Raw genomic sequence first — 26,173 nt, forward strand, 5'->3', positions numbered from 1 at the left:
TGACTATAGTTTTTTGATTTCAGCTTTGAATTGATTTCCTCTGTCCTCGTAATTTTCGAAAAGGTCGAAACTGGCACATGCCGGCGATAACAAAACAGCATCTCCGCGTTCTCCGATTTTATAGGCCACTTTTACGGCTTCTTCCATGGAGTAGGTTTCGACCATTAGGTCGATTACACTGCCAAAAGCCTCTTTTAGCTTTGTGTTATCCATCCCCAAACAAATAATGGCCTTTACTTTTTCCCGTACCAAAGGCATAAGCTCGGTATAATCGTTGCCCTTGTCCACTCCCCCAACAATCCATACAATGGGTTTTTTTATTCCATCGAGGGCATAATAGGTTGCATTTACGTTGGTTGCCTTGGAATCATTGATGTACTCAACATGGTTGATTTTTAAAACCTTTTCCAAACGATGCGGAACTCCCTGAAAAGTTTGAATGCTTTTTCGAATAGCCTCCTTGCGCACATTGACCAAAAGCGCGGCCATACTTGCTGCCATCGTGTTCTTTACGTTGTGTTGACCTTCCAAGGCCAAAATATCTGTGCTCATTTCCAAGGTTTTATGTTCTACGTTTATCTTTATTGTATCATTTTCAAGCCATGCTCCTGTCTCCTGTTTCTCTTTCAGAGAGAAGGGCAGTAATTTGGATTGAACGGGGTGCTTTGCAAATCCTTCGCAAATCACTGGGTCGTCGGCATCATAAATCAGATAGTCATTTTCATCCTGATTCATCGCTATTCGAAATTTAGAGGCGACATAATTCTCAAATTTGTTTTCATAGCGATCTAAATGATCAGGCGTAATATTGGTTATCATAGCGATGTGCGGCTTAAACTGAACAATGCCATCCAGTTGAAAGCTGCTGATTTCCAAAACCAGATGTTCATGGCTGGTCTCTGCAACCATTTTGGCATAACTATCACCAATGTTACCGGCCATTCCCACATTTACTCCTCCATTTTTCAGCAGATGGTAGGTGAGCATCGTTGTTGTGGTCTTTCCATTACTTCCGGTAATGCCTATGACCAAAGCTTTGGAAAACTTTGAGGCAAATTCCATTTCAGAAATAACCGGAATCCCTTTGGTGATTAATTCTTGTACCAAGGGCACTTTATCAGGTATACCCGGACTTTTCATGACCAGGTCGGCCGTCAAAATTTTCTCTTTCGAATGTCTTCCCGACTCCCATTCAATCTCAAAATGTTCAAGAACTTCTTGGTATTTCGGTTGTATTTCCCCTTTATCGGATACAAAAACCTGATACCCTTCTTTTTTTCCTAAAATGGCAGTGCCTACACCGCTCTCGCCTCCACCAAGCACCACCAAAAATGCCATCTATCTAATTTTCAATGTCACAATGCTTATCACGGCCAACAAGATTCCAATGATCCAAAATCGGGTCACAATTTTGCTTTCGTGATATAATTTCTTCTGATAGTGATGATGCAGTGGAGCCATTAAAAAAATGCGTTTTCCTTCCCCATATTTTCTTTTGGTATGCTTGAAGTAGCCCACTTGAAGCATCACTGATAGTGACTCAGCAAAAAAGATTCCGCATAGAATGGGCAACAACAGTTCTTTGCGCACTATAATGGCAATGACCGCAATGACCCCTCCGATCGTCAAACTGCCTGTATCGCCCATAAAAACCTGTGCCGGATAGGCATTATACCAAAGAAATCCGACCAAGGCACCTGCAAACGCAGCAATAAAGACCACCAATTCCCCAGCACGAGGCAGATAGAAAATATCCAGATAGTCCGAAAACTCGATATTACCCGATACCCAGGCGAAAATTCCGAGTGTCAATACAATTATTGCCGAAGATCCCGCTGCCAGACCGTCAATTCCATCAGTCAGATTGGCTCCGTTGGAGACCGCCGTGACAATAAGAATAACCACTGGAATAAAAATCAACCAGGCATAGTCGGCTACACCTTCACCCGCCCATGAAATCCATTCGGCATAATCCAATTCGTTGTCCTTAAAGAAGGGAACATTGGTCCTAACGGACTTCATTTCTTCCCCATATACTTTTTCCACCTTAAAATTTTCAGTGATTCGCGTGGTATCCTTGTCCTTAATAGTAACTTCGGGATGGAAATAAAGAATGGAGCCGACCAATAGGCCTAAAACCACCTGACCGATAACTTTAAAGCGTCCTTTTAACCCCTTTTTATCCTTCTTGAAAATTTTGATATAGTCATCAATGAAGCCAATGATGCCCATCCACACGGTGGTTAGAATCAAAAGAATCACATAGATGTTTTTTAGGTCGGCAAACAGCAATACCGGAACTAAGGTGGACATGATAATGATCAAGCCGCCCATGGTGGGGGTACCTGCCTTCTGTGTCTGTCCCTCTAAGCCCAAATCTCGGATACTCTCGCCTATTTGCTTGGCTTGTAGAAAAAGAATGATCCGTTTTCCGTAAACAACAGCAATTAAAAGGGACAACAACACCGCCATAGCAGAACGAAATGTCAGGAACTGAAATAGTCCAGCTCCTGGAAGTTGGTATTGTTGCTCTAAATATTCAAACAGATAGTATAGCATCTACTTTTATTTATTCAAGTTGGTCAGTGCCTTTTGTACTTCTTCAAAATCATCAAAATCTACCCGCACACCCATAGTCTCTTGATAGGCTTCATGCCCTTTCCCGGCCACCAATATGATATCTGTGGAAGCCGCCAATTTGCAAGCTGTTTTTATGGCCTGGCGTCTATCTTCAATGGATAATATTTTGTTTGAGTTTTGAGGTTCCACCCCAGCCTCCATTTCCTTAATGATCTCCATCGGTGGCTCTGAGCGAGGGTTATCTGATGTGAAAATGGCCTGATCGCTCATTTCGGATGCGATATGACCCATAACCGGACGCTTCGACTTATCTCGGTCACCACCACACCCCACTACGGTGATGACGTTTTCATTTCCAGTCCTCAATGCATTGATGGTAATCAATACATTTTTGAGTGCATCCGGTGTATGGGCATAATCAACAATAGCCGTTATCTTGTTTTTTGATATGAAATACTGAAATCTTCCATCCACAGTTTCAAGCTCGCTTATCAGCTGCAGGATTTCCATTTTTTCCAATCCCAAAATGTGAGCTGTGGCATAGATCGCCAAAAGGTTATAGGCGTTGAAATCACCAATTAGTTTGGTCCATAGCTCGTTATCATCAATTTTCAACAGTTGTCCACTAAACTGTTTTTCCAATATCTGGCCTCGAAAATCTGCGTAAGATTTAAGGCCATAAGTAAGTTTTTTTGCTTTGGTGTTTTGCAGCATTACGCCGCCGTTTTTGTCGTCAGAATTGCTAAGGGCAAATGCCGTTTTAGGTAGGTCGTCAAAAAGCTTTTTCTTGGTGTCCCTGTACTCTGCGAATGTTTTGTGGTAATCGAGGTGATCATGGGACAGATTGGTGAAAATTGCTCCTGCAAAGTGCAAACCTTCCGTCCTCTTTTGGTGAATGCCGTGTGAACTGGCCTCCATAAAGCAGAATTCTACCCCCTCCTCATTCATCAACGATAGGTACCGATTAATTGCCAAAACATCGGGAGTCGTATGGGTAGCGGGGTACTCTTGATCATCAACCATAACTTTAATGGTGGAAAGAAGCCCCACCTTATACCCAGCATTTTTAAAAAGGTTATACAACAGGGTAGAAACGGTAGTCTTACCATTGGTTCCAGTAACGCCAACAAGTTTCAGGTTTTTAGAAGGACTGTCATAGTAGTTGTTGGCCATAATGGCCAAGGCACTATTACTGTTGGAAACTTTTAAATAGGTGACGCCATTGACCAGTAGCTCAGGAAATTCCTCACATATGACCGCTTTGGCACCAGACTCCACAGCTTTTGAAATATACTTGTGCCCATCGGTCAAGATTCCACGAATTGCCACAAAAACATCATCCATCTCAACATTTCTAGAGTCAAAATGGATTTGGTTGACCATTACATTTGTGTTTCCACTAACTGCGGTCAGGCTTACCCCGTATAATATGTCCTTTAATAGATTCATGAAAGTTCCAACACTATTTTTCTGACCTTTTGTATTTCCGTTCCTGCATTAACTGATTGGTTTTTCACCTTTCCATTGCCCCGTATTTCAACTTGAATACCAAGATTCTCGAGGAGAGAAACCGCATCCATACCGCTCATACCTTTCAAATTTGGGATGGTATTATGCTTTTTTTGAGCATGGGCGAAATAACGTTGATAGGCCTCATCCAAATGCTGGATTTCCTTTGTTTCCCCGTTCACCTCATCCACTACCGGCGAGGAGGTATAAATTTTTTGTGCCATTGATTTAAAAACAGGGCCTGAGACATCGGCTCCATAGTACCCTACGCTTTTATCGGGTTCGTGAATAACCACAATGCAAGAATATTTGGGATTGTCCGCAGGGAAATACCCCACGAAGGAAGAGATGTAAGCCAACTTTTCAGGATCTTTTGCCACATAATTCTTCTGACATGTTCCCGTTTTTCCTGCCATGCTAAAATTCTTGGAATAGAGATCATGACCGGTGCCGTATTTCTTTTCGACTACATCCTTCAACAGTTGTTGTACCTTTTTCACAGTTCCATCTGAACAAATGGTGGGATTGATGATTTTCTTATCGAACCGCTTCACCACCTTACTACCTTCCCTTACGGCTTTTATGAGTCTAGGTTTTATGAAAATCCCGTCATTGGCAATGGCATTGTAGAAAGCCAACGTTTGCAAGGGTGTCATTGAAACTTCATAGCCATGGGACATCCAAGCCAATGAAATTCCAGACCAACCCTTGTCTCCCGGGTATCGCAGCACAGGTTCACCCTCTCCAATAATGGGAAGTTCGAGTTTTTTATGTAGGCCCATATTCATTAACCGGCTTACAAACTTTTCAGGTTGCTCTTTATAATTTTCATGAATGATCTTGGCAAAAGCAGTGTTGGATGAAACCGCAAAAGCTTCGGAAACCGATATTTTTCCATAGCCGCCCCATTTAGAGTCCTTTACGGTTCGGTCATATACGCGATACCTCCCTTTTTCGGTATCCACGACCGTACTAGTATCCACCACCTTGTCCTCCAAAGCCGCAATCAGCGACATCAATTTGAAGGTCGAACCGGGTTCATGCGATTCCCCAACAGCATAGTTTAGCTTTTCATAGTATTTGCCTTCCGAGGTTCTTCCTAAATTGGAAATGGCCTTTATTTCTCCTGTTTTTGTCTCCATGACCACCACGCTTCCATGGTCGGCCTTATATTTCTCCAATTGGCCCAACAATGCATGGTGCGCAATGTCTTGAATATTGATATCGATGGTTGACACCACATCTTGACCATCTTGAGGCTCAACAATATTGTCCAAGCCAACAGGCTTCCATTGGCCTTTAGCAATCTTCTGTTTAAGTCTTTTGCCTTCCTTTCCTCGCAGATAGTGCTCTCCAAAAGCCCCATCCAAGCCCACTCGAGTGAAATAACCGTTTTCGTCAACACGCTCATAGCCGATGCTGCGTGCCGCCATTTTCCCCAAGGGATATTCGCGAACCACTCTGTGGGTTTCGATAAATCCACCTTTGTATGGGCCCAATCCAAAAAGTGGAAATTGTTTTATTCGGACGTAATCCAAATAGTCCACGTTGCGAGCCACCAATTTGTAACGGTTTCCGTTGGCCCTAGCCTTTCTGAACAGTTGTCGGTAATACGAGGAAGGCTTGCCGAACAGACTCCCCAACGAATCGGATAGAGCTGGAACGTACGCCTCAAAGTTTTCTTGGGAAACCGTCTTGGCGTCGAAACGAATCTCATATTTTGGTACAGAAGCGGCCAACAGACTTCCATCCTCCGAATAAAGATTCCCACGATTGGGTTCAATAGTGAACATTTTTTCGGTCTTGTTCAAAGCCAACTGCTTATAGTCCTCCCCTTTGATCATTTGGATATCGACCAACTTGAACACAATGGCCGCAGAAAACACGAAAAGTGCACCTGCCACCAAGTACAATCGATTCATGATATTTTTTTCCGAAATCGCCATTATTCTTCAGATTTAACTTTGATTTTTTTTGGAGGATTTATGGATGGCTTAAGTCCAGCATTGGATAAGGACTCGCGAATGGAGGATTCCAACCTCATCTGCTGCACCGTTGATCGACCTTCGACGAACTCACTTCTAAGTTTTCTAACTTCTTCATTTAGGGCTGCTATCTCGTGGACTTTTTTATCGGCATAGTGACTACTGGAAATCATAAGAGCCGCCAAAAAAGAGGCAAACAAAAGAAACATCCAGTTTTTTGGGGCATCTCCGCTCACCAAAAACTTTCCTTTTAAAATGTCCAATAATCCCCTTTTCATTTCGTGTTCTTCCTGTTATGTGCCTTAATCGATACTGCGTTGAATTTTGATTTCAAATTCGTTCAGCCACTCTAAGCTTAGCACTTCGGGCCCTACTGTTCCCTGCTATTTCTTCTGCTGATGGAACCACAAGGCCACCTATTTTTTTCAACGGCACATCCACATTGCCGAAAAAATCTTTTTCCGCAGCGCCCTCAAACTTGCCATCGCGAATAAATCGTTTAACCAAGCGATCTTCCAAAGAATGGTAGCTGATAACACTGAGCCTTCCGCCTTTTTTCAAAATCTTTGGAACTTGAAGAAGAAACTCCTTAAGCACTTCGATTTCTTGATTGACCTCAATACGGATGGCTTGATAAATCTGCGCCAGAACTTTGTTCTCCTTTCCTTTTGGTAGAAATGGAGCCAATATCTGCTTTAGTTGCTGTGTGGTGCGTATGGGTTCGGATTTTCTGCTTTGTACAATCATCTCAGCTATTGGCCTGGCCTTTCGTAATTCCCCATAATGAAAAAGTACCCCGGCCAAGTCATCTTGTGGATAGGTGTTCACCACCTCATATGCAGATAAATCATGGCTCTGGTTCATACGCATGTCCAAATCAGCATCGAACCGTATGGAAAAACCACGTTCAGCTTTGTCGAACTGATGCGAGGAAACCCCAAAATCTGCCAAGATTCCATCAACTTCATGAATGCCATAGAACTTCAAGAATTGGTTGAGGTATCTAAAGTTTTGATTGATCAATTGAAACCTAGCATCGTCAATCGCATTGACCAAGGCGTCCTCGTCTTGGTCAAAAGCAAATAACTTTCCGTTTTCCCCCAACCGCTTCAATATTTCATTGGAGTGTCCACCACCACCAAAGGTGACATCCACATACACTCCATCATGTTTTATATTCAATCCGTCAACCGACTCTTGCAAGAGCACCGGATTGTGATATTCCCTAGTCATCGTCAGCAAAAATCTCTTCTGCTAAATCTGCATAGTCCTTCTCGCCATCAGCCAGCACTTTTTCGTACTTCTGCTTATTCCAGATCTCAATCTTGTCAAAAACCGCATTGAGCACGACTTCCTTTTCAATCTCCGCATAGTCCGCAAGATTTTTAGGAATCTGAAGCCGCCCTGTATCACCATCAATGGCAACCTCTTTCATGCCTGCCACAAAATTTCTCACGAAGGCATCGTACTTGCGATTGATCTTGCCCTTCTTCTTCACCTTCTCCATCAATACATCAAATTCAACTTTGGGATATAGTTCCAAACATTGCTGAAAAACAGATCTCTTGATAACAAATCCATCTTTTAGAACAGGTAATAACTGATTCTTTAGGGAAATAGGTAAAATCACCCTTCCTTTGGTGTCAGCTTTACAATCATGTTGTCCAATGATATGGGTCACTAGAAATCAATTGGTTAGAAACTATAACTCAAATATATAGATTTTATTTCCACATTTCTCCACTCAGCTCCACTTTTGTTAATAAAAATCCACTTTTATCGATGAAATACAGGAACCCTTCCATTAAATGCGTTTTTCCATCAAAAGGTTTCGGTTTACGCAGAAATGGTTTTTAAAGGGCATCTTTTTGACCTAGCCCGAGCCCAAATCTTTATGATATGAATTGCCTATATTTGCCCTCCGAGTACCAACTAACTTTAGATGGAAGACCAAATCAAAAGTGAAGGCAAATTCAGGTATATAGAAAGAGGCGAAGGAAAGCCCATGATCATTCTTCATGGTTTGATGGGCGGGCTGAGCAACTTTAAGGGGGTAACGGACTACTTTCCAACCAAAGGGTACCAAGTTTTGATACCTGAACTTCCCATCTATGATATGCCCATGCTGAAGACCACCGTTAAAAACTTTGCTAAGTTTTTGGAGGAATTCATTGAATTTAAAGGCCTTAAGGATGTCATTTTGTTGGGAAACTCCCTTGGGGGACATATTGGGCTTTTGCACACCAAGTTATTTCCTGAAATGGTGAAGGCCTTGGTGATCACGGGAAGCTCTGGGCTTTATGAAAGTGCCATGGGCGACGGATATCCTAAACGGGGTGACTACGAATTCATCAAAAAGAAAGCCCAAGATGTGTTTTATGACCCTGAGGTGGCCACCAAGGAAATTGTAGATGAAGTGTTTGCCACGGTAAACGATCGAATGAAATTGGTAAAGACCTTGGCTATTGCCAAAAGTGCCATTCGACACAATATGTCGAAAGATTTGCCGCATATGCAAACCCCTACCTGTATCATTTGGGGAGAAAATGACAGCGTAACACCTCCCAATGTTGCCAAAGAATTCCATGAGCTTCTCCCCGATTCTGAGTTGTTCTGGATTGAAAAATGTGGTCATGCCCCGATGATGGAACACCCAGAGGAATTCAACAAAATTCTGGAAGCTTGGCTTGACAAGCGCAATTTCTAAACCTTATGAAAATTACTTCGGCCGAGTTTGTAATGAGCAATTCCAACGTGGCCCAATGTCCCAAGGAGCCCCTACCGGAGTATGCCTTTATAGGACGCTCCAATGTTGGAAAATCTTCGCTGATCAATATGCTCACGGAACGAAAACACTTGGCCAAAACCTCAGGAAGGCCTGGCAAGACACAGTTGATCAATCATTTTAAAATCAATAAAAATTGGTTTTTGGTCGATTTACCCGGGTATGGTTATGCAAGGGTGTCCAAAAAGGATAAGAAAACCTTCCAGAAATATATAACCGAGTATTTTCAAAAACGAGAACAACTTGTAAGTGCTTTTGTCTTGGTTGATATTCGCCATGATCCACAACCTATAGATTTAGAATTTATGGAATGGCTAGGTACCCACCAAATACCTTTTGCCATTGTTTTCACCAAGGCGGACAAACTCAAACCTGCCATCCTTGATTCCCAAGTCCAGGCGTATTTAAAAACACTTTTGGATGGGGCCTGGGAAGAGGCTCCGCCCCATTTTATTACGTCATCAACCAATCGGGCAGGCCGGGAAGCGCTTTTGGATTACATTGGAGTTATCAATCAAGAATTCCACAAAGCCACTAGCTGACTCTGGTGGTTATCAGGTCAATCAATTCTTTTGAGGTCTTGAGCTGGTTCAATTCATCTGTTGAAATAAATACTTCCAAACCCCTTTCCCCTTCAACAAGCACAAGGGGATAGGTGAACTTATATCCAAATTTTGAGGCGTATTGTTTATTAAATTCATCCTTATGCAAAAACATCATATCTGCTGAATGCTCTTTTCGGAATTTTTTCCAAGCTCGGTTTTCAGAAACCACGCCAAAGGTGATATCACACAGATTACAATCGTACGTAGCTGGACTGAATACTTTGTGCATACTGTCTAAAATCGCATTTCGAGCTCCTGAATTGGCATTGTAAACAAAGATGAGTTTTTCACGAATTTTCTTTTCCATGTGTTAAAAATACATTCGTTTTCCTCAAGAAAGATGGCCAGACTTGGTATTTTGGTTAAAAATTAAACATGATCGCCAGAATCTGGAAGGGAAAGACCAAACTCGAACATCGCGAAGTGTATAAAGCTTTTATGCAAGAAAGAGCGGTTCCCGATTATGCAAAAACCGAAGGTTTTGTAAAACTGATTTTCTTACAAAGGGATGACCAACAATTTGCCCATTTCGAATTGATTACCATCTGGAAGAATCTAGAGGTCATTAAAAATTTTGCAGGAGCTGATTTTGAGAAAGCCAAGTACTATCCCGAGGACAAAAAATACCTCATTGAGTTTCCGAAAAAAGTGACCCACTACGACGTTTTCGCCGAAGGATAATCAACATCAAAAGGCAATTAATGGATGAACTACTTGTTCAATTCCAATTTTTCAGCAAAGTAATCGCAAAAATCCTTCATGGTCGCGGTCATCTTTTCATCTTGGGTGGCTCGCATAAAGGTATCCGACATGGTCACCAAGGTTTGATGAAAAAAGATTTTCATCTCATCCACCGGCATATCTTTGGTCCATAGATCAATCTTTAGGGACTCTTGGTTTTTACTATCCCATACAGAAAGCATAATAGCTTTTGCCTCTTCATTATCGATGCCTCCATCTTGGGCTGACCAAGCTAGCTCTTCGGGTACTCTATTTTCATCAAGACCAACAGTCAGTTTAATTTCAGATGTATGTTCTACCGCCATTTATCGTTTTGGTTTGTAGTTTGATTTTTTAAATATTTCATCGGCCGACATGGCCAAAAGTGCTTTCAACCCAACATCGGGATTCCTAGCTTCAAACGCTCTAATAATTTGCCATCCCACATACCTGCCCAACCGGCCTGGCGATTCATTATCCAGCTCAAGCTGAAATTTGGAAAAGGGAGCGGGGTCCAAAAAACGACGATCCAGGTCAGAGGCTGTGCTATACAACAGTTCCCTTTCTACAAAATAGCGCCATATCTCCTCTTCATTGGCTTGGGCCCAATCCATTTGCTCCTCGGTATATCCAATCTTTTGGGCATCTGTATTTGTAGGCAACAATTTATCCTTTATATATAGCTCCTTTCCATAGTGAACCATTCTTGATAAAAAAGTTCGATTTCTGGGGTATTTGATAACCTTTTTGGAAAAAGCACTAACTACGTCGGAAGCCAAGTATTTCTTGTCGAGTGCTTTGGCAACATACCTGGCGATGCTTCGATAAAAACGGTGGTCTTCTCCCAAATAATTGTCCAAACCCAATAATAGTAGGGTGTCTGTTAAAATCACCCTCGAATCGTATCGCACATCGGAAGTCAAGGTGACCACATGAGGCACTTCGCTTTCCGGAAAGTAATACTTCATGTGCCTAAACAGGGATTCAAGCTCGTCGGTTTCATTATCAAAACTGCCAAATGCCTTATCCACCTCTTCTGCTATTTCTACCTGAAGGGTATCGGCCATTTTAGCTTCCCAAACACTATCATGGAACTGTTCTGGGAACAAATAAGGGTAATTTGACTTTAATTCGGGTATTTGGTCTGGTGTGGCATTGGCAAACTCTCGATCAAACCTTGAAATTTTCAAATCAATATCCAACTTGGCAATTTCTTCTTCCCTTTTATCAACCTCCCTACAACTCACAATCACCAAAAGAATCCATAAAATTGGCGCCCAATGTGCAAATGGATTAAAGAATTTTAAAGACCGCTTCATTATTAGGACCACACCGTTTAAATTTACAGGGCACAAAGGTAAATTTTTGAATCTAAAAGTTAGGTATGCAAACAGAAAAGGTAATAGCACATATTATTGATTGGCTAAGGGACTACGCCAATAACGCCAAAATAAAAGGTTTTGTGATAGGTGTGTCAGGTGGAATCGATTCTGCAGTCACCTCTACCCTATGTGCAAAGACCGGTCTTGACCTCTTGTGCGTTGAGATGCCCATTCACCAGGGACAAAATCAGGTTACTCGGGCAGATGCCCATATTAACTGGCTAATGGAGCATTTCCCAAATGTAAAACGGCAACCTGTAAACCTTACTTCGGTTTTCGATAGTCTAGTAGCTGCGTTGCCAACAGTGGAAAATGAGGAGGAACGCTTTATGTCGCTCGCCAATACGCGTGCTCGATTGCGAATGACCACCCTTTACTATTTTGCCGCCCTAAAAGGGTATTTGGTGGCAGGCACTGGGAACAAGGTTGAAGACTTTGGTATTGGATTTTATACCAAATATGGGGATGGTGGTGTGGATTTAAGTCCCATAGCGGACTTATTAAAGACAGAAGTTTACGAGTTAGGCAGGGTGTTGGGCGTAAACCAAGATATTATGGATGCCCCACCTACTGACGGCCTTTGGGGAGACCACAGAACGGATGAAGACCAAATAGGAGCTTCCTACCCTGAGTTGGAATGGGCCATGAAGATGGATGATAAGGGGAGGATCATTGATGATTTTTCTGACAGGCAAAGGGAAGTATTCAGTATTTATAAAAAGTTTAATACTGCGAACAAACATAAGATGATTCCTATTCCCATTTGTGAAATTCCTGAGCAGCTGAAATAGCATTTTGTCCATGAAAACCCAGCATAAGACGAAAAAAACCTCAGAAATTTTAAGGTTTTAAGAAAAAAATGACACTTTTACATCACGAAATTGTTAACTTGCCCGCTACGCCACGTAAGTAAATAAGTACTAACAACTCGTATTATTTTAATTAAACCCGAACCAAATGATAAAAGTATTAATCGCTGACAACCATCCCATAGTTCGACTTGGCATTAAACAGGTTCTGGAATCCAGCTCTGAAATTGAGGTGATTGCAGACGTTTCTACAACAGGTGAGCTGTTCGAAGTATTGGAAAAGGTTACCCCCGATGTGGTTATTTTGGAGATGGATATTCCTGAAATCAACGGAATTGCCACGCTCAGAAAACTGAAGCAGGACTTCCCCGATGTAAAGCCGTTGATGTACAGTGGACAGTCGGAAGATGTATATGCCCTTAGCACGATTCGTTCAGGAGCATTCGGTTATCTTTCCAAAAGAGCCGATTTAGATTACATCATTACGGCCGTGAAGAAAGTAAGCGAAGGAAACATGTTCATTACCAACGAGCTTGCCCAACGTCTTGCTTTTGATGAAGGCACCCAAAAGCCAAGAAGATTTTTCAGAAGACTCTCTTCAAGAGAAGTGGAGGTATTGAAATTGTTGGCCAGCGGAAAACGTAACAAAGAAGTAGCCGAAGGCTTAAATCTTAACGAAAAAACGGTAAGCACCTACAAAGCAAGGCTAATGAAAAAACTCAATGTGGACAATCTGGTAGATTTGCTACAGCAAGCCAAGGCCTTGGAGTTGTATTAAGAATTTGAATTTTATTTAAATGATAGAAAGTCCTGGGCCTAGCCCGGGATTTTGTGTTTTAGGATAGTACCCTATTCAACTTGGCGTTCAATAGTTTGTTGAGTCGTAAGTAATTCATTATTTCCTCCAAAACCTCAGAATTGTCCTCTTTACGGCCCTCTGTTTGGGATTGAAGTTCCTGAATGCGTGCCCTAATCAGATTGCACCGCAATGTCAATATGGTCTCTCCTACCAGTTGCGCGACCCCTTTTTCCCTTTCTTTGGGATAAATATCTTTGCGTTCCCAATCATGAAGCATATAGCGTTCATTTTCCATCAATATGGAGGAAACCTCGCTTACCATTTCTTGGTCCAGACCAGATAAAAACCCATTTACAGTAAACTCTTCCTTCTCATTTAGATCCCCAATGAGCATGTAGTAAATATTCCTGAAATGATCGTTTGTCATTTCAATCTCATCCTCTTGAAGGTCCAGATATACTTTTTGATACACCTTTGCCTCCACCACTTCGGGTTCCAAGGCAAGTTCTCCTTCTTCATTTTCCTTAAGCACCAAATCTTCAAATTCTTGTTTTTGGTCCCCATAGAGCAACAGCATCTCAATTATCTTTCGTTCCAGTTCATAGAGCACATCCACTTTCTCGACCACCGGCTCATTTTTAACCACCTCAAAGGCCTTTTGCTCTTGCTTCAGCTTTTTTCCAGCCTCTACCCTATCTTTCTTATCGATTTGAGCCAAGGTGTTATACAAGACCTCCTCTGAAATCTGCAAAAGTTTGGCACACTCCTGAATGTAGACTTCCTTTTTGATGCGATCGGGTATTTTGCTAATACTGTTGACGATGTCCCGAATGGTATCTGCCCTCTTTATAGGGTCATTAGCAGCTTCTTGGGCCAGTAGCGAAGTCTTAAACTGAATGAAATCCTTGGCATTCTCCTCCAAATAGAGCGCCAAGTCTTCATAGGTGTTGTTTTTGGCAAAACTGTCAGGGTCTTCCCCTTCAGGAAAAGTGCACACCTTTACGTTCATGCCCTGTTCCAAAATCAAATCGATTCCTCGAAGGGATGCTCTTAATCCGGCAGCATCACCATCAAACAGAACCGTTATGTTTTTGGTCAGCCTATTGATTAGGCGTATTTGCTCCGGTGTTAGGGACGTACCACTTGAGGAAACCACATTTTCCACCCCTTTTTGGTGCATTTGGATGACATCGGTATAGCCCTCCACCAAATAGCAGTTGTCTTCCTTGGCGATGGCCTGTTTTGCAAAATAGATGCCATAGAGCACTTTGCTCTTATGATAGATTTCACTCTCGGGAGAGTTCAAATATTTGGCCGCCTTTTTATCGTTGGTCAAAATTCGTCCACCAAATCCCAAAACGCGTCCGCTCATAGAGTGAATAGGAAACATCACTCTCCCCTTAAATCGGTCAAATTTTTTGGAGGTTCCATCCGTTTGTTCCTTAACGATGGTCAATCCGGTTTTATCCAAAAACTCCAATTGATAGGACTTTTCCAAAGCTGCTTTGGTAAATGCCTCCCATTGGTCCAAACTGTAGCCCAGTCCAAACTTTTTGATGGTCGCATCACTAAACCCACGCTCTTTAAAATAGGTGAGTCCTATAGCTTTTCCTGGTTCGGTTTCCCATAGGGTCTCTACAAAGTATTTTTGGGCAAATTCGGAGACCAAATACATACTTTCCCGCTCATTGGCCTGCTCTTTCTCTTCATCTGTCCTTTCGGTCTCCTCAATTTCAATGTTGTATTTTTTGGCCAAATATCGAATGGCTTCGGGATAGGTAAAATGCTCATGCTCCATTAAAAATGCCACAACATTTCCGCCTTTTCCACTACTAAAATCCTTCCAAATCTGCTTTACCGGCGAAACCATAAAACTAGGGGTGCGCTCATCGGTAAAAGGGCTTAAACCCTTAAAATTCGAACCTGACTTTTTCAGTTGGACAAAATCACCAATAACCTCCTCCAAACGGGCGGTCTCGTATACTTGGTCTATGGTAGTTTTTGAAATCAATACTTAAAAACAAACAGTGGTTAAAGGTAACTAAAAAGAAGATTTAGGAAATAGATTCCTGCTGGCATTTTGAACAATCAATTGGGAGTTGTTAAAAAAGAAACGGGGTCGAAATCGTTATCTTCGTTAGACCCAAAGAAGCTTTTGAATTCGATATTTAATTTAGAAATATGTCCTTTTATCAGAAACTGGCGGAAGTAGGTTCCAAGTATGGGGCCAAACATTTATTGTTCAAATATGGATTTAACCTATCACCGATGTATCGTAGGAGCACGGCCAGAGTGACAACCGTATCCAAAGACTTGTTGAAAGTAGCCGTTAAACTTCCCATCAGCTACAAAAACCGGAATTATGTAAATTCCATTTATGGGGGAAGTATGTTCGCGGCGGTGGATCCCTTTCCCATGGTTCAGCTAATGAATCTTTTGGGTGATGACTATGTGGTATGGGATAAATCTGCAGAGATTTTTTTCAAGCGACCAGCCAGAGAACACTTGTATGCTTATTTTACTTATACTTTGGAAGAGTTGGAAAACATAAAGACCAGAATTGTCCAACAAAAGGAACTAGACATTGTAAAAAGTACCCTACTCACAAACAAGGACCAATCCATAATTTATTGCGAAGTTCGAAAAACGATGTACGTGGCAGACAAATCCCACTATAGACAAAAGCGGGCACTTAGAAAGGACAAACCCATAGAAAATACAGTATGATTCTATTCTTCGGAACACGACCAGGCAAGGCCAAGACCCAAAGAATGCACAATATTTCCTGCCCGCATTGCCATCAGTTGGGCACACTCTCCATGGTGTCCCAGCCTAATTATTTTCATTTATTTTGGCTTCCCCTATTTACCATTAATACTTCCCACTTTGTGGAATGTTCGCATTGCAAAAGGGTATTTTATAAAGAGGAATTCACTCAAGAAATGGAAAAGGCTATTGAATCGTTATGATTCCCAACAAAAAATGTCACATCTCGACTAAGCTCGATGTGACATCGAGATTAAAGGTCAAACCGAAGGCCTAGGGAGATATTGTTTTGTTCAATATCGGCGTCTTTGAATATGGGATTAAGGTCATATTTCAGGTATAACAATACCCCATCAAACCCCATATAGGCACTTAATCCATAAATCAAATCGCTAGTATTGTAATCTCTCTTCAATTTATCCTTGACCCGTTCGCCGTCTTGATTATATTTCAGTTTCTGACGTGTACCCAAATTGAAACCACCATAGCCTCCAACAGCTATACGGAACTGGTTTTGAATGGAATACCGGATACTGTTTTCAGATTCGCGAAACCTTGAGGGCCCAAATTCAAAATGGACCGGAAAAACTAAATTATCCATTCTAAGTTTGGATTTGTCTAGTTCAAACTCGAACTCTTCCAAGGTAGTTTGATCCCCGTTCTGGACAAAAACTTGATTGTCATCTGGTTTCAATCCATTGAATTGAAAAGAAAAACCGTAGTGAAATCTCATGAAATTCGAATTTCGAAAGACCCGGGTGCGCCATTGCCAACCCATCTCAAAAAAACGGCTCCCTCCTATTTTATAGGGAGAGTTATCCAATGATTGCCCTTCGATAATGGCATTGTTCAACCCTATGGCCAACACAAAATCAGAATAGGTTCGGCGATCATACTTGAGTTCCCTTTTCCAGCGCTTGTTCCGAAAGGAAAAAGCTGGTTTGCCATCAATATCCACTCCAAAACGTATTCTGTCCTCGCTTATGGTATCGGCTTCAATGGAAATCAAGGTCTTGCCCTCATTTCTTTCCAAAAGGGCAATTTGATTCTCCACTATGGCAATGCGATTCTCTATGTTCAATGCTCTTTTTTGAGCAGCTTTTTCTTTCAGAAGTTGAGCCTCTTCAGAAGTGATATCGCCATCCTGCAAGCGCCTATTGATGTCTCTTACTTCAAGTTTCAAGGCATCTTTTTCTTGTTGGGTAATCTTCTGTTTTTGAGCTTCCAAAACCTCAATCTTCTTTTCATACCTCCTTTGGGCTTGGAGGGTTTCACTAAGAAGAAATAAAATTAAAGAAGCCATAAAAAGTGCGATTGTTCTCATTTTTTTGATTGATTTACCCCTTCTGTTCCCACCCTCCCTGTTAAGTACGGGGAGGTATGGAAATCAAAAAGGTCTTTTGATTGATGATTTACTTATTTATTTCGGTCGGCTACTGCAGTGCGAAGTTTTAGATAGCCCTCCTTAAGAGCATCAAAAATTTGATCTCGAAACGACCCGTCCAATTCGTCTTCCACCTCTGTCAACAGGACCATGGCATCAACTTTACCCTTTTTATTGAAAAGATTGGTGGCCAAAAGTTCTTTTTGTGCGGTGCGAAGGAGCGAATCCACCTCAGCATCGGTGACCTCTATTGCTTTGGTTCGTTCCAAGAGTTCCACTTGCGCCAATACTTCTTCTGCCTTTAAGGAAATCACGTCTACTGGTGCCTCGACTACAGAATCCTTAAGGGGTTGCTTCACCATAGCATTAGGTTGGTCAACATTATCGGTCACTTCAACCAAGGGGTCTTGGTCAAAGACCCCTTCCAATTGACTTTTTGGCTGTTCTTCATGTGGCAGATTCGATATTTCCTCCTTTTCAAGGTCAGCAATGCTATTTTTTTCAGGTATAGTTTTCTTTTGTGGTTTTTCTTTGTTGACTACTTCGACGGGTATATCTACGCCTTGGTTTTCACGTGAAAGCCATACCGACAGGAACAGAACCCCAATAAAACTGGCTGCAATGGCCCAAATGTATTTTCTGCTTCGATTTGGACGATTGTGCACGGGAAGACTTCCTCCAATTTTATTCCATGCTTCTTCCGATGGATGAATCCTGCGCTCCTCTAATTTCTTCTTAATGTATTTATCCAGCTTTTCCATATCCCTTTTCTAACTTCCTCCAAATTTCGAAGAGGAAGAAATTCCTTTTAATTTTAATCCTTCTTGAAGCATTTTCCGTGCTTTGAACAACTGCGACTTGGAAGTGCCCTCAGAAATCTTCAGCATGTCCGCAATTTCATGATGCTTGTACCCTTCCACCGCATAGAGCAAAAAAACCATCTTGTATCCCTGCGGCAAGGCATCAATTTGTTGTTGTATATCATCTTCCCATATTCCGGAACTTGTTTTCGCTTCCGCATATTGGGCCTCATAGACTTCATCATCAAAGACCACAAATTGTCTTTTGCGCAAGAACGAAATACATTCTCGAACCATGATGCGTCTGACCCATCCTTCAAAACTTCCACGATGTTCAAACGAGCCCAAGTTTTGAAATACCTTAGTAAAACCACTGACCATGGCATCCTCTGCAAACTGCAAATCCCGAATATATTGTCGGCATACACTCAGCATTTTAGAGGCATAGTTCTCGTAAATTGTCCTACAAGCCCTTGGATCGCCTGCCACGGCCTTTTTTATCCAGCTTTTTTCGTTTTTATGTAATGTGATAATTTTCAAAAAAGGGTTCCCGGTTAATTCTCTATAAAGATAGACGAGCACATTATCCAAATGGTTGTCCAGATGGGGAAAGTTTTATCCAATCCACTGATATAGAATAAAATAGATTTTATTTTTTTCGGTCTACCACATAGTTGACCATCAAGGTAAGGGCAGTTTTGTAATCTGAATCAGGGTAATTTTGCAATAAGGACAAAGCATCATCCTTAAAAGCCAGCATTTTGGTTACTGCATAATCCAGCCCTCCTTTTTGCTTAACATAGGCGATGACTTCCTTAACCCTCTTTTTGTCCTTGTTATGGTTTTTGATGGAATTGATCAACCAACGTCTTTGCTGTTTATCACTTTGATTCAGTGCATAAATCAAAGGCAAGGTCATTTTTTGTTCCTTGATATCAATTCCTGTAGGTTTTCCAATTTTTTCAGCTCCATAGTCGAATAGGTCGTCCTTAATCTGAAAGGCCATTCCGCAAAGTTCCCCAAACTTCCTAAAGGTTTCCACATGCTCGGTATCTGGCTTTACCGAACAGGCTCCCATGCTACAGCATGCGGCAATTAGGGTAGCTGTCTTTTGGCGTATGATATCGTAATAGACCTCTTCGGTAATATCGAGTAATCGTGCTTTTTCAATCTGCAGAAGTTCTCCCTCACTCATGTCCCTCACAGCATTTGAAATGATATGGAGCAGATCATAATTTTTATGCTCCAGGGCCACCAAAACACCCCGGGAAAATAAAAAGTCCCCAACTAAAACGGCGATTTTATTTTTCCACAGTGCGTTGATGGAGAAAAATCCTCGACGCTTATGGCTATCGTCGACCACATCATCATGTACAAGACTTGCCGTATGTATCAACTCGATTATAGAAGCACCAGAGTAAGTTCGTTCATCCACCACACCATCATTCAGCAATTTGGCGGTTAAAAAAACGAACATAGGGCGCATTTGCTTGCCCTTTCGGTTTATAATGTAATAGGTGATTCTATTGAACAATGCCACTTTGGAGGACATGGATTGGAGGAACTTTTCTTCAAAAAGTTCCATTTCATGTTCAATGGGTTCCCTAATTTGCGAGACAATCTTCATCGTGTTTTCAAAGATACTTATCCGAACGTTTTTAACGGCTCGTTATGAACAAAATAATGGATTAAGCCTTAGTTTGGAGTACTGAAATCAAAAAACGAAATCCATGAGAAAAATCTTCACCCTTGTTTTATTCCTTGGCCCTCTATTCACACTCTCTTGTTTTTCTCAAGAAATTCAGGTTGAGCGCATGAGAATTTCTTGGGAATATCAAAATGACCGGGTTAGGTTCACAGCCTCTGCCCCCGATGATGGGTGGGTGGCTTTGGGGTTTAATGGCAAAAACAACATCGTGGGAAGTAATCTAATTATGGTGGGAGTTCAAGGCTCAAAGACCACTGCAGAGGATTTTTATGTGGTTAGTGCCGGCAATCCCAAACCCGTGGCGACCTTAGGATCAAAATCACAAATAGAGGACATTACAGGAGAGGATAAGAACGGAATTACCACCATATCTTTTACCCTCCCAATTAAGGCCATTGACGAATACCACAAAGATTTGAGCGCGGGAAAAAAGCTATGGCTTATTTGTGCCTATAGCATGGAGGATGACTTTGACCATCACTCTAGGATGCGAAGACATGTACAGATAACCTTATAGCAGCAAAACATTATGCTTTGTTGGCCAGTTGGCCACAAGCGGCATCAATGTCCTTACCTCTAGATCTTCTAACGGTAACGGTAATACCATTGGACTGCAATGTTTTTTGATACATTTCCAAGGCATCATCCCCAGCTTGCTGGAATTCACCTTCATCAATAGGGTTATATTCAATAAGGTTGACCTTAGAGGGAGCAAACCTGCAGAACTTGACCAAGGCATCCACCGCTTCTTGGGTGTCATTGATTCCTTTCCAAACTACGTATTCATACGTAATTCGGTTTTTGGTCTTCGCATACCAATATTGCAGGGCTTCTCTTAAATCGGAGAGCGGAAAAGTAGCGTTGAATGGCATAATGGAGGTACGAACATCATCAATTGCAGAATGCAGCGATACCGCGAGTTTGAACTTCACCTGTTCATCTGCCATCTTCTTTATCATTTTTGGCACTCCCGAAGTGGACACCGTAATTCGCTTTGCCGACATGCCCAGACCTTCCGGAGACGTAATTTTATCAATAGCCTTTAAAACATTGTTATAGTTCATAAGGGGTTCGCCCATACCCATAAAAACAATGTTACTTAATGGTCTATCTAAGTATAGTCTGCTTTGGTTGTCAATTGTAACCACCTGATCATAAATTTCATCAGGGTTCAGGTTTCGCATTCTTTTTAATCGCGCTGTGGCGCAAAATTTGCAATCAAGACTACATCCAACTTGGCTTGAAACACAGGCAGTAGTTCGGGTATCGGTTGGAATCAACACAGATTCCACTATCAAATCGTCATGAAGCTTAACGGCATTTTTGATGGTACCGTCAGAACTACGTTGCATTTGGTCCACCTTGATATGGTTGATAACAAAGTTATCATCCAACATATTTCGGGTTTCCTTGGAAATGTTAGTCATATCTTCAAAAGAATGTGCCGACTTCTGCCATAACCATTCGTAGACCTGGTTACCCCTAAAGGCCTTGTCTCCTTTTCCCTCAAAAAAACTTCTCAGTTGATCTTTGGTAAGCGCCCGTATGTCTTTCTTTCTTACATTCATTTTTGCAAAGATAGCCACAAAAAAAACCGCTGAATCCAATTTGGTAAACAGCGGGATACTATAAAACATATTTGTTGGTTTCTACAGAATCAACATGGCGTCCCCGTAGGAATAGAATCGGTATTGCTCAAGAATCGCCTGTTTATATGCCTTTTTCATCAAATCGTGCCCGATGAAAGCCGAAACCATCATCAAAAGCGTCGATTTTGGAAGGTGAAAATTGGTAATCATACAATTCGCAATGCTGAAGTCGTACGGAGGGAAAATGAACTTATTCGTCCACCCCTCAAAAGTATTCAAAGTGTGCTCGGAAGACACAGCACTTTCCAAACCACGCATCACTGTGGTCCCAACTGCACAGACTTTCTTTTTATTGCTCTTCGCCCGATTGACAATATCGGTCGCCTTTTCATCAATCACCAGCTCTTCGCTATCCATTTTGTGCTTAGACAAGTCTTCCACCTCAACCGGATTAAAAGTTCCCAACCCAACATGAAGTGTTACCTCAGCAAAATCTATTCCTTTGATTTCCAATCGTTTTAACAAGTGCTTGGAAAAGTGCAATCCAGCAGTTGGGGCTGCTACTGCGCCTTCATATTTGGCGTAGATGGTCTGATATCTTTCCTCATCCTCTGGCTCTACATCCCTTTTAATATACTTTGGGAGGGGAGTTTCACCTAGCTCACGGAGTTTTCTTCTAAAATCGGTATACGATCCATCATATAGGAAACGTAGGGTACGTCCTCTAGAGGTGGTATTGTCAATTACTTCGGCTACAAGGTTTTCATCCTCACCGAAGTACAATTTGTTTCCAATTCTGATTTTACGGGCCGGATCTACCAAAACATCCCACAGACGTTGCTCTTGATTGAGCTCACGAAGTAAAAATACCTCAATACGCGCCCCGGTCTTTTCCTTGTTACCATAAAGCCTTGCTGGGAAAACCTTTGTATTGTTGAGCACCATTACGTCTCCCTCATCAAAATAATCGATAAGATCTTTGAACATTTTATGCTCAATTTTACCTGTTTCCCGGTGAATAACCATTAGTTTGGACTCATCCCTGTTTTCGGCAGGATATTCGGCCAATAAATCCTTGGGCAACTCAAAGTTGAAGTTTGATAATTTCATCTAGGCTTTTTTTGGTTTTTATTGAAAGATGGCAAATATACAATCCCGAAATAGGGGATGTCAAGTAATTGGGCGATTAAATTCGGTTATACTTCTTTAATGTTTATTCCCAAGGTTTTTAGGTCATTCCAGAAATCGGGATAGGACTTTGAAACCACCTCGGCATCGTTGATGAACAATGAGGTTCTTAGAGCCAAAGGAGCGAAGGCCATGGCCATTCTGTGGTCATTATATGTGTCAATCGCAACATTCTCCACAATCCCATTTGAGGGACGTAAGGTGAGACTGTTTTCATCCGTATCAACCTCGGCACCAAGCTTGGTCAACTCCACCCTTAAGGCGTCAAGTCGGTCTGTTTCTTTTATGGGAAGCGTATGGAGGCCTGTAAGGTGGCATCCAAGGCCCATTCCAAAACAGGTTACGGCAATGGTTTGTGCCGTATCCGGGGCATTGGATAAATCGTATTCGATGTATGCGGAAGCTGTTTCCTTGGTTTTCGTAAGGGTGATTTGGTTCTCCGAAAAGGTGGTCTCCACCCCGAAGTCCTCGTACAACTTTGATAGCACACTATCACCTTGAAGTGAGCTTGCTTTATACGACCCTAACTTTATCTGGGAGCCTACGTCACTCAAGGCAGCAATACTATAAAAATAGCTCGCCGAACTCCAGTCAGATTCCACTACCATCAAGGTGTCGCCGACCCTTTCTTTAGGTTCCACCTTAATGGTATTTCCTTCAAAAGAGGTGGTCGCCCCTATACTTTCCAAAAGTGATAAGGTCATTTTAATATAGGGTACCGAAGTGATTTTACCAACGAGAAGAAGTTCCAATCCATATTTCAGACTTGGCGCAATCAAAAGAAGGGCCGAAATGTATTGGCTACTGATATTGGCCGGAAGGCTTACTTTGTAGCCTTTTAGTTTCTTACCTGAAATTCTTAATGGAGGATAGCCTTCGTTGTTTTCATAGACAATATCTGCTCCTAAGTCCCGCAGGGCCTCCACCAATACCTTGATGGGCCGTTCCTTCATTCGGGTGGAACCAGTGAGTACCACGTTCTTTCCTTCCTGTGAGGCAAAATAAGCTGTTAAAAAGCGCATGGCAGTACCAGCATGGTGAATATCAACCATACCCGAATTCTTACTCAGCCCGAGCTGCATCACAGAACCATCATCGGAATTGGACAAATTTTCAATTTGAATGTTTGGAAATAGTGCTTGTAACAACAAAAGGCGATTGGTCTCGCTTTTGGAGCCGGTTATTTGTATCTCTTGATTGATATGTTTTTCCTGAAGTAGGGAAAGGTTAAGATTCAAAAGTGCGTAGCTTACGGATTAATCCAAAAATTAAAAGCCCAAATATAAATTATTTGAGCTTTTTATTGTTTTGATGCCGGTCGTGATCCCGTTTTGTTTTTAAATCCAGCTTCTTGTCAAAGGCCTGTTGCAAATCAATTCCCGTTTGATTCGCCAAACAGAGCACTACAAAGAGTACATCGGCCAATTCTTCTCCCAAATCTTTGGCTTTATCGGAATCTTTTTCGCTTTGTTCACCATAACGGCGTGCTATGATGCGCGCTACCTCACCAACCTCCTCGGTCAATTGGGCCATATTGGTAAGTTCGTTAAAGTAGCGCACTCCATGATTTTGAATCCATTCATCTACAGCCTTCTGCGCATTCTTGATGTCCATTGTCCTATATTTTGGACAAAACTAGTTGTTCTGATTCTTTTGCAATCACTTGTTTGAAAAATTCCTTCAAATAGGGGTAGTATATTGGGGAAATTGTGGCGTTGTTTATTTCAAAATTCACCATAATATCCACCTCGGTTTCTTTTGGGTCAACATTGTATTTAAACAAACCCAACTTATCTGGCAAACTCAAAATCATCGGAGCTGGAGATGATTCCACTTTGTAGCCCTCCGGAATATTAAGTTTGACCATATAAACATCCTTGAACGGATAACCAAAATCAACTGGATATTCCCGCTCCTCAATCTTAAAGGGATTTTCTTCCATCATTAAGAAACTTAGCGGTTTCACATACAGTTTTCCATCAATATTGTCCGCTCCATAGTCGTTGTAGAAGTTAAATGATTCACTGACAGGCCCTACATAGCCATCGGCATTCTTGGCTTGGTAGGCTTCAATTTCAATATCAGCGTACATACTTTCTTTTGCCGATAGGTAAGATTCCATATCCTGACTTTTATATCCTGTTCTGAAATTCATTGCACTGTGCCTGTTGAAACGCGCTCGGCAATTTCCTTCCGAGGTACCGTCTTCGCTTAAATCGATTGCAATGGAATACATATTTGAAGATACTCCAGGCGATAACAAATCAATGCGTTTCCAGACCTTTCTATTGTTATCAATCAAAATTCCTTTCCAATTATAGTCCTTTACCGGCAACACATTGATGTCACTGAATTCGTCCGTAGCATCCATGAAGTATGGTTTATCCCCAATAACGGCATAGGCAATTACGTAGTTCAATCGGTCTATTGTCGGAAAAAATGGAATTAAGTTTTCCTTTGTGCTGATAATTACTGGATTGGCATCAACGCCTGCATATCTCAACATCGCCACTAAGAGCAGATTAATGTCCGCTGCATTACCTTTTTTCTCTTTTAGCGTCTTCTTCAGTCCATTATAAAAATACTTGCCATCAAGGCCATTCCAAGTAATGTTCTGTTTTACGTATTTGAATATTGTCTTCATTTTGGCCAATTGGCTGGTCTCCCCTTCCAATAAGGCATCAATTTCGGCATCAAAGGATTTTGTCTTGTCAAGTTCATTCTTGTAGTCATTGGAACCCCCAATAGTCTTGGCCACATCGCCCCAACTTTGAGCGTAGCTTCTAAAAAGTCCTGGTAATTCAACCGAAACCAATTCAAAAAACACACCTAATCGATAATTATGAATATTGTCCACATAACTCTCCGCCTTCATGGCGGGCATATTCTGAATATTATATTCATTCACCACTACGTCCATCCCGATCCGATTATCAACTTTTGTGTATGTTTTGGGATACACATTGTAGTACCCTTTTGGTGTTTGTTTGAATCGAAACCCTTTGGGAGTTCTAATTTCCGCTTTCATTCGATAAACCGGAATATCGTATTGAAACCTAAACTCATCAATGTTCCAAATAAAGGGCGAGATGACCTTATAGGAGAACTCCAAAACCGAGCCCTCTTGAACATTGGGCATCGTAAACTTCACTTGGTTATAGTTGTAACTGACCTCTGTTTCAAAAATGGCATCCTTTTCCAATTCCCATTCCTTTACCTTGCCATCCACAATGTTATAGGTGACCGCCTTTATTTTCTTAACTTTTTCTTCAGAAGAACGGTTCTTGTATAAACTAATTTCCTTGGTGGCATACTCAAAACCATCCTTGTTATAAATCTTTACACGTTCAAAAATCTCAGTAATCAGCTGGGTATTGTCGTTGGTGGTCAACAAATAACTATTTCGATGTTTATATAAAATGGCCGCACTTGCAGATTTGTCATGAAGAAATTCTTTTTCCATTAATTCCTCCTTGGTCACGCTTCCGAACTTGATTTCTTGCGCGGATACATTAAGAGTGAAAAAGAGCGAGGTAAGTATAAGGGTAACTTTTTTAATCATTG

The 26,173-nt window shown here is 41.6% G+C and carries 28 protein-coding genes; 8 read left to right on the forward strand and 20 right to left on the reverse strand.

Translation table 11 applies throughout. The annotated features are described in order from the left end of the window. Positions 1-3: 3 nt before the first annotated feature. From murD to EW142_RS09260, 7 genes are read right to left on the reverse strand one after another with little or no spacing between them, the layout of a single operon-like run. Positions 4-1,338, reverse strand: a complete 1,335-nt coding sequence (gene murD / locus EW142_RS09230) for a UDP-N-acetylmuramoyl-L-alanine--D-glutamate ligase (RefSeq protein WP_130613062.1) — start codon at positions 1,336-1,338, stop codon at positions 4-6. Continuing rightward, a complete protein-coding gene (gene mraY / locus EW142_RS09235) occupies positions 1,339-2,559 on the reverse strand; it encodes a phospho-N-acetylmuramoyl-pentapeptide-transferase (RefSeq protein ID WP_130613065.1) in 1,221 nt (406 codons plus the stop codon). It abuts the gene before it with no gap. A 6-nt stretch (positions 2,560-2,565) separates the two neighbouring features. Further along, positions 2,566-4,029: a UDP-N-acetylmuramoyl-L-alanyl-D-glutamate--2,6-diaminopimelate ligase gene (locus tag EW142_RS09240; protein ID WP_130613068.1), complete on the reverse strand. Its 1,464-nt coding sequence runs from the start codon at positions 4,027-4,029 to the stop codon at positions 2,566-2,568. Next, positions 4,026-6,035: a penicillin-binding protein gene (locus tag EW142_RS09245; protein ID WP_130613071.1), complete on the reverse strand. Its 2,010-nt coding sequence runs from the start codon at positions 6,033-6,035 to the stop codon at positions 4,026-4,028. Before EW142_RS09245 ends, EW142_RS09240 begins: the two co-directional genes overlap by 4 nt. Further along, positions 6,035-6,352, reverse strand: coding sequence for an FtsL-like putative cell division protein (locus tag EW142_RS09250; RefSeq protein ID WP_130613073.1), 318 nt, complete (start codon positions 6,350-6,352; stop codon positions 6,035-6,037). Before EW142_RS09250 ends, EW142_RS09245 begins: the two co-directional genes overlap by 1 nt. Positions 6,353-6,404: 52 nt before the next feature. Next, positions 6,405-7,307 (reverse strand): 16S rRNA (cytosine(1402)-N(4))-methyltransferase RsmH, encoded by a 903-nt coding sequence (gene rsmH, locus EW142_RS09255; protein WP_130613076.1) that lies wholly within the window; start codon positions 7,305-7,307, stop codon positions 6,405-6,407. Next, entirely contained in the window at positions 7,300-7,755 is a 456-nt protein-coding gene (locus EW142_RS09260; RefSeq protein WP_130613079.1) for a division/cell wall cluster transcriptional repressor MraZ, read from the reverse strand. Before EW142_RS09260 ends, rsmH begins: the two co-directional genes overlap by 8 nt. Positions 7,756-8,016: 261 nt before the next feature. Here EW142_RS09260 and EW142_RS09265 point away from each other — a divergent pair, with 261 nt between their 5' ends. Then, a complete protein-coding gene (locus tag EW142_RS09265; RefSeq protein WP_130613082.1) occupies positions 8,017-8,781 on the forward strand; it encodes an alpha/beta fold hydrolase in 765 nt (254 codons plus the stop codon). A gap of 5 nt (positions 8,782-8,786) precedes the next feature. Continuing rightward, a complete protein-coding gene (gene yihA / locus EW142_RS09270) occupies positions 8,787-9,401 on the forward strand; it encodes a ribosome biogenesis GTP-binding protein YihA/YsxC (RefSeq protein WP_130613085.1) in 615 nt (204 codons plus the stop codon). Here the strand turns inward: yihA and EW142_RS09275 are convergent. Further along, positions 9,394-9,771, reverse strand: coding sequence for a GTPase (locus EW142_RS09275; protein WP_130613088.1), 378 nt, complete (start codon positions 9,769-9,771; stop codon positions 9,394-9,396). The two genes, yihA and EW142_RS09275, sit on opposite strands and share 8 nt — an antisense overlap. A gap of 68 nt (positions 9,772-9,839) precedes the next feature. Between EW142_RS09275 and EW142_RS09280 the strand changes: the two genes are divergently transcribed. Next, the gene (locus tag EW142_RS09280) at positions 9,840-10,145 is read left to right on the forward strand and encodes an antibiotic biosynthesis monooxygenase (RefSeq protein WP_130613091.1); all 306 of its coding nucleotides are present in this window, start codon (positions 9,840-9,842) and stop codon (positions 10,143-10,145) included. A gap of 29 nt (positions 10,146-10,174) precedes the next feature. Here EW142_RS09280 and gldC read toward each other — a convergent pair whose 3' ends face one another. Next, entirely contained in the window at positions 10,175-10,510 is a 336-nt protein-coding gene (gldC, locus tag EW142_RS09285; RefSeq protein ID WP_130613094.1) for a gliding motility protein GldC, read from the reverse strand. Then, complete coding sequence (gene gldB / locus EW142_RS09290; RefSeq protein ID WP_130613097.1) at positions 10,511-11,503, reverse strand: gliding motility lipoprotein GldB; 993 nt, start codon at positions 11,501-11,503, stop codon at positions 10,511-10,513. It abuts the gene before it with no gap. Positions 11,504-11,568: 65 nt separating this feature from the next. On the opposite strand from gldB, the gene nadE reads away from it, so the two are divergent. Then, positions 11,569-12,357, forward strand: a complete 789-nt coding sequence (gene nadE, locus EW142_RS09295; RefSeq protein ID WP_130613100.1) for an NAD(+) synthase — start codon at positions 11,569-11,571, stop codon at positions 12,355-12,357. A 166-nt stretch (positions 12,358-12,523) separates the two neighbouring features. Then, on the forward strand, positions 12,524-13,153 hold the full coding sequence (locus EW142_RS09300; RefSeq protein WP_130613103.1) for a response regulator transcription factor: 630 nt from the start codon (positions 12,524-12,526) through the stop codon (positions 13,151-13,153). Between the two features lie 58 nt (positions 13,154-13,211). Here the strand turns inward: EW142_RS09300 and dnaG are convergent, their stop codons facing one another. Further along, on the reverse strand, positions 13,212-15,185 hold the full coding sequence (gene dnaG, locus EW142_RS09305) for a DNA primase (RefSeq protein WP_130613106.1): 1,974 nt from the start codon (positions 15,183-15,185) through the stop codon (positions 13,212-13,214). Between the two features lie 170 nt (positions 15,186-15,355). On the opposite strand from dnaG, the gene EW142_RS09310 reads away from it, so the two are divergent. Beyond that, entirely contained in the window at positions 15,356-15,901 is a 546-nt protein-coding gene (locus EW142_RS09310) for a DUF4442 domain-containing protein (protein WP_130613109.1), read from the forward strand. Positions 15,902-15,993: 92 nt separating this feature from the next. Continuing rightward, positions 15,994-16,143: a zinc ribbon domain-containing protein gene (locus EW142_RS16895; RefSeq protein WP_240740236.1), complete on the forward strand. Its 150-nt coding sequence runs from the start codon at positions 15,994-15,996 to the stop codon at positions 16,141-16,143. A 50-nt stretch (positions 16,144-16,193) separates the two neighbouring features. Here EW142_RS16895 and EW142_RS09320 read toward each other — a convergent pair whose 3' ends face one another. The 4 genes from EW142_RS09320 to EW142_RS09335 form a co-directional block, all read right to left on the reverse strand. Further along, positions 16,194-17,264 (reverse strand): porin family protein, encoded by a 1,071-nt coding sequence (locus EW142_RS09320; RefSeq protein ID WP_130613115.1) that lies wholly within the window; start codon positions 17,262-17,264, stop codon positions 16,194-16,196. Between the two features lie 92 nt (positions 17,265-17,356). Then, entirely contained in the window at positions 17,357-18,085 is a 729-nt protein-coding gene (locus tag EW142_RS09325) for a hypothetical protein (RefSeq protein WP_130613118.1), read from the reverse strand. A 9-nt stretch (positions 18,086-18,094) separates the two neighbouring features. Further along, the gene (locus tag EW142_RS09330; RefSeq protein WP_130613120.1) at positions 18,095-18,664 is read right to left on the reverse strand and encodes an RNA polymerase sigma factor; all 570 of its coding nucleotides are present in this window, start codon (positions 18,662-18,664) and stop codon (positions 18,095-18,097) included. 109 nt (positions 18,665-18,773) lie between these two features. Continuing rightward, positions 18,774-19,751: a polyprenyl synthetase family protein gene (locus EW142_RS09335; protein ID WP_130613123.1), complete on the reverse strand. Its 978-nt coding sequence runs from the start codon at positions 19,749-19,751 to the stop codon at positions 18,774-18,776. 103 nt (positions 19,752-19,854) lie between these two features. Here EW142_RS09335 and EW142_RS09340 point away from each other — a divergent pair, with 103 nt between their 5' ends. Beyond that, complete coding sequence (locus tag EW142_RS09340) at positions 19,855-20,349, forward strand: DOMON domain-containing protein (RefSeq protein ID WP_130613126.1); 495 nt, start codon at positions 19,855-19,857, stop codon at positions 20,347-20,349. A gap of 10 nt (positions 20,350-20,359) precedes the next feature. Here EW142_RS09340 and rlmN read toward each other — a convergent pair whose 3' ends face one another. The 5 genes from rlmN to EW142_RS09365 form a co-directional block, all read right to left on the reverse strand. Further along, positions 20,360-21,400 (reverse strand): dual-specificity RNA methyltransferase RlmN, encoded by a 1,041-nt coding sequence (gene rlmN / locus EW142_RS09345; protein WP_130613129.1) that lies wholly within the window; start codon positions 21,398-21,400, stop codon positions 20,360-20,362. A gap of 81 nt (positions 21,401-21,481) precedes the next feature. After that, positions 21,482-22,531 (reverse strand): tRNA preQ1(34) S-adenosylmethionine ribosyltransferase-isomerase QueA, encoded by a 1,050-nt coding sequence (gene queA, locus EW142_RS09350; RefSeq protein ID WP_130613132.1) that lies wholly within the window; start codon positions 22,529-22,531, stop codon positions 21,482-21,484. An 86-nt stretch (positions 22,532-22,617) separates the two neighbouring features. Then, the gene (locus EW142_RS09355) at positions 22,618-23,847 is read right to left on the reverse strand and encodes a 3-phosphoshikimate 1-carboxyvinyltransferase (protein WP_130613135.1); all 1,230 of its coding nucleotides are present in this window, start codon (positions 23,845-23,847) and stop codon (positions 22,618-22,620) included. Positions 23,848-23,896: 49 nt separating this feature from the next. Next, the gene (locus EW142_RS09360; RefSeq protein ID WP_130613137.1) at positions 23,897-24,223 is read right to left on the reverse strand and encodes a nucleotide pyrophosphohydrolase; all 327 of its coding nucleotides are present in this window, start codon (positions 24,221-24,223) and stop codon (positions 23,897-23,899) included. 4 nt (positions 24,224-24,227) lie between these two features. Next, positions 24,228-26,171, reverse strand: a complete 1,944-nt coding sequence (locus tag EW142_RS09365; protein ID WP_130613140.1) for a transglutaminase family protein — start codon at positions 26,169-26,171, stop codon at positions 24,228-24,230. Between the last annotated feature and the right edge of the window lie 2 nt (positions 26,172-26,173).

It is taken from the genome of Flagellimonas allohymeniacidonis, from assembly GCF_004296335.1.
Taxonomy (GTDB): Bacteria; Bacteroidota; Bacteroidia; order Flavobacteriales; family Flavobacteriaceae; genus Flagellimonas; species Flagellimonas allohymeniacidonis.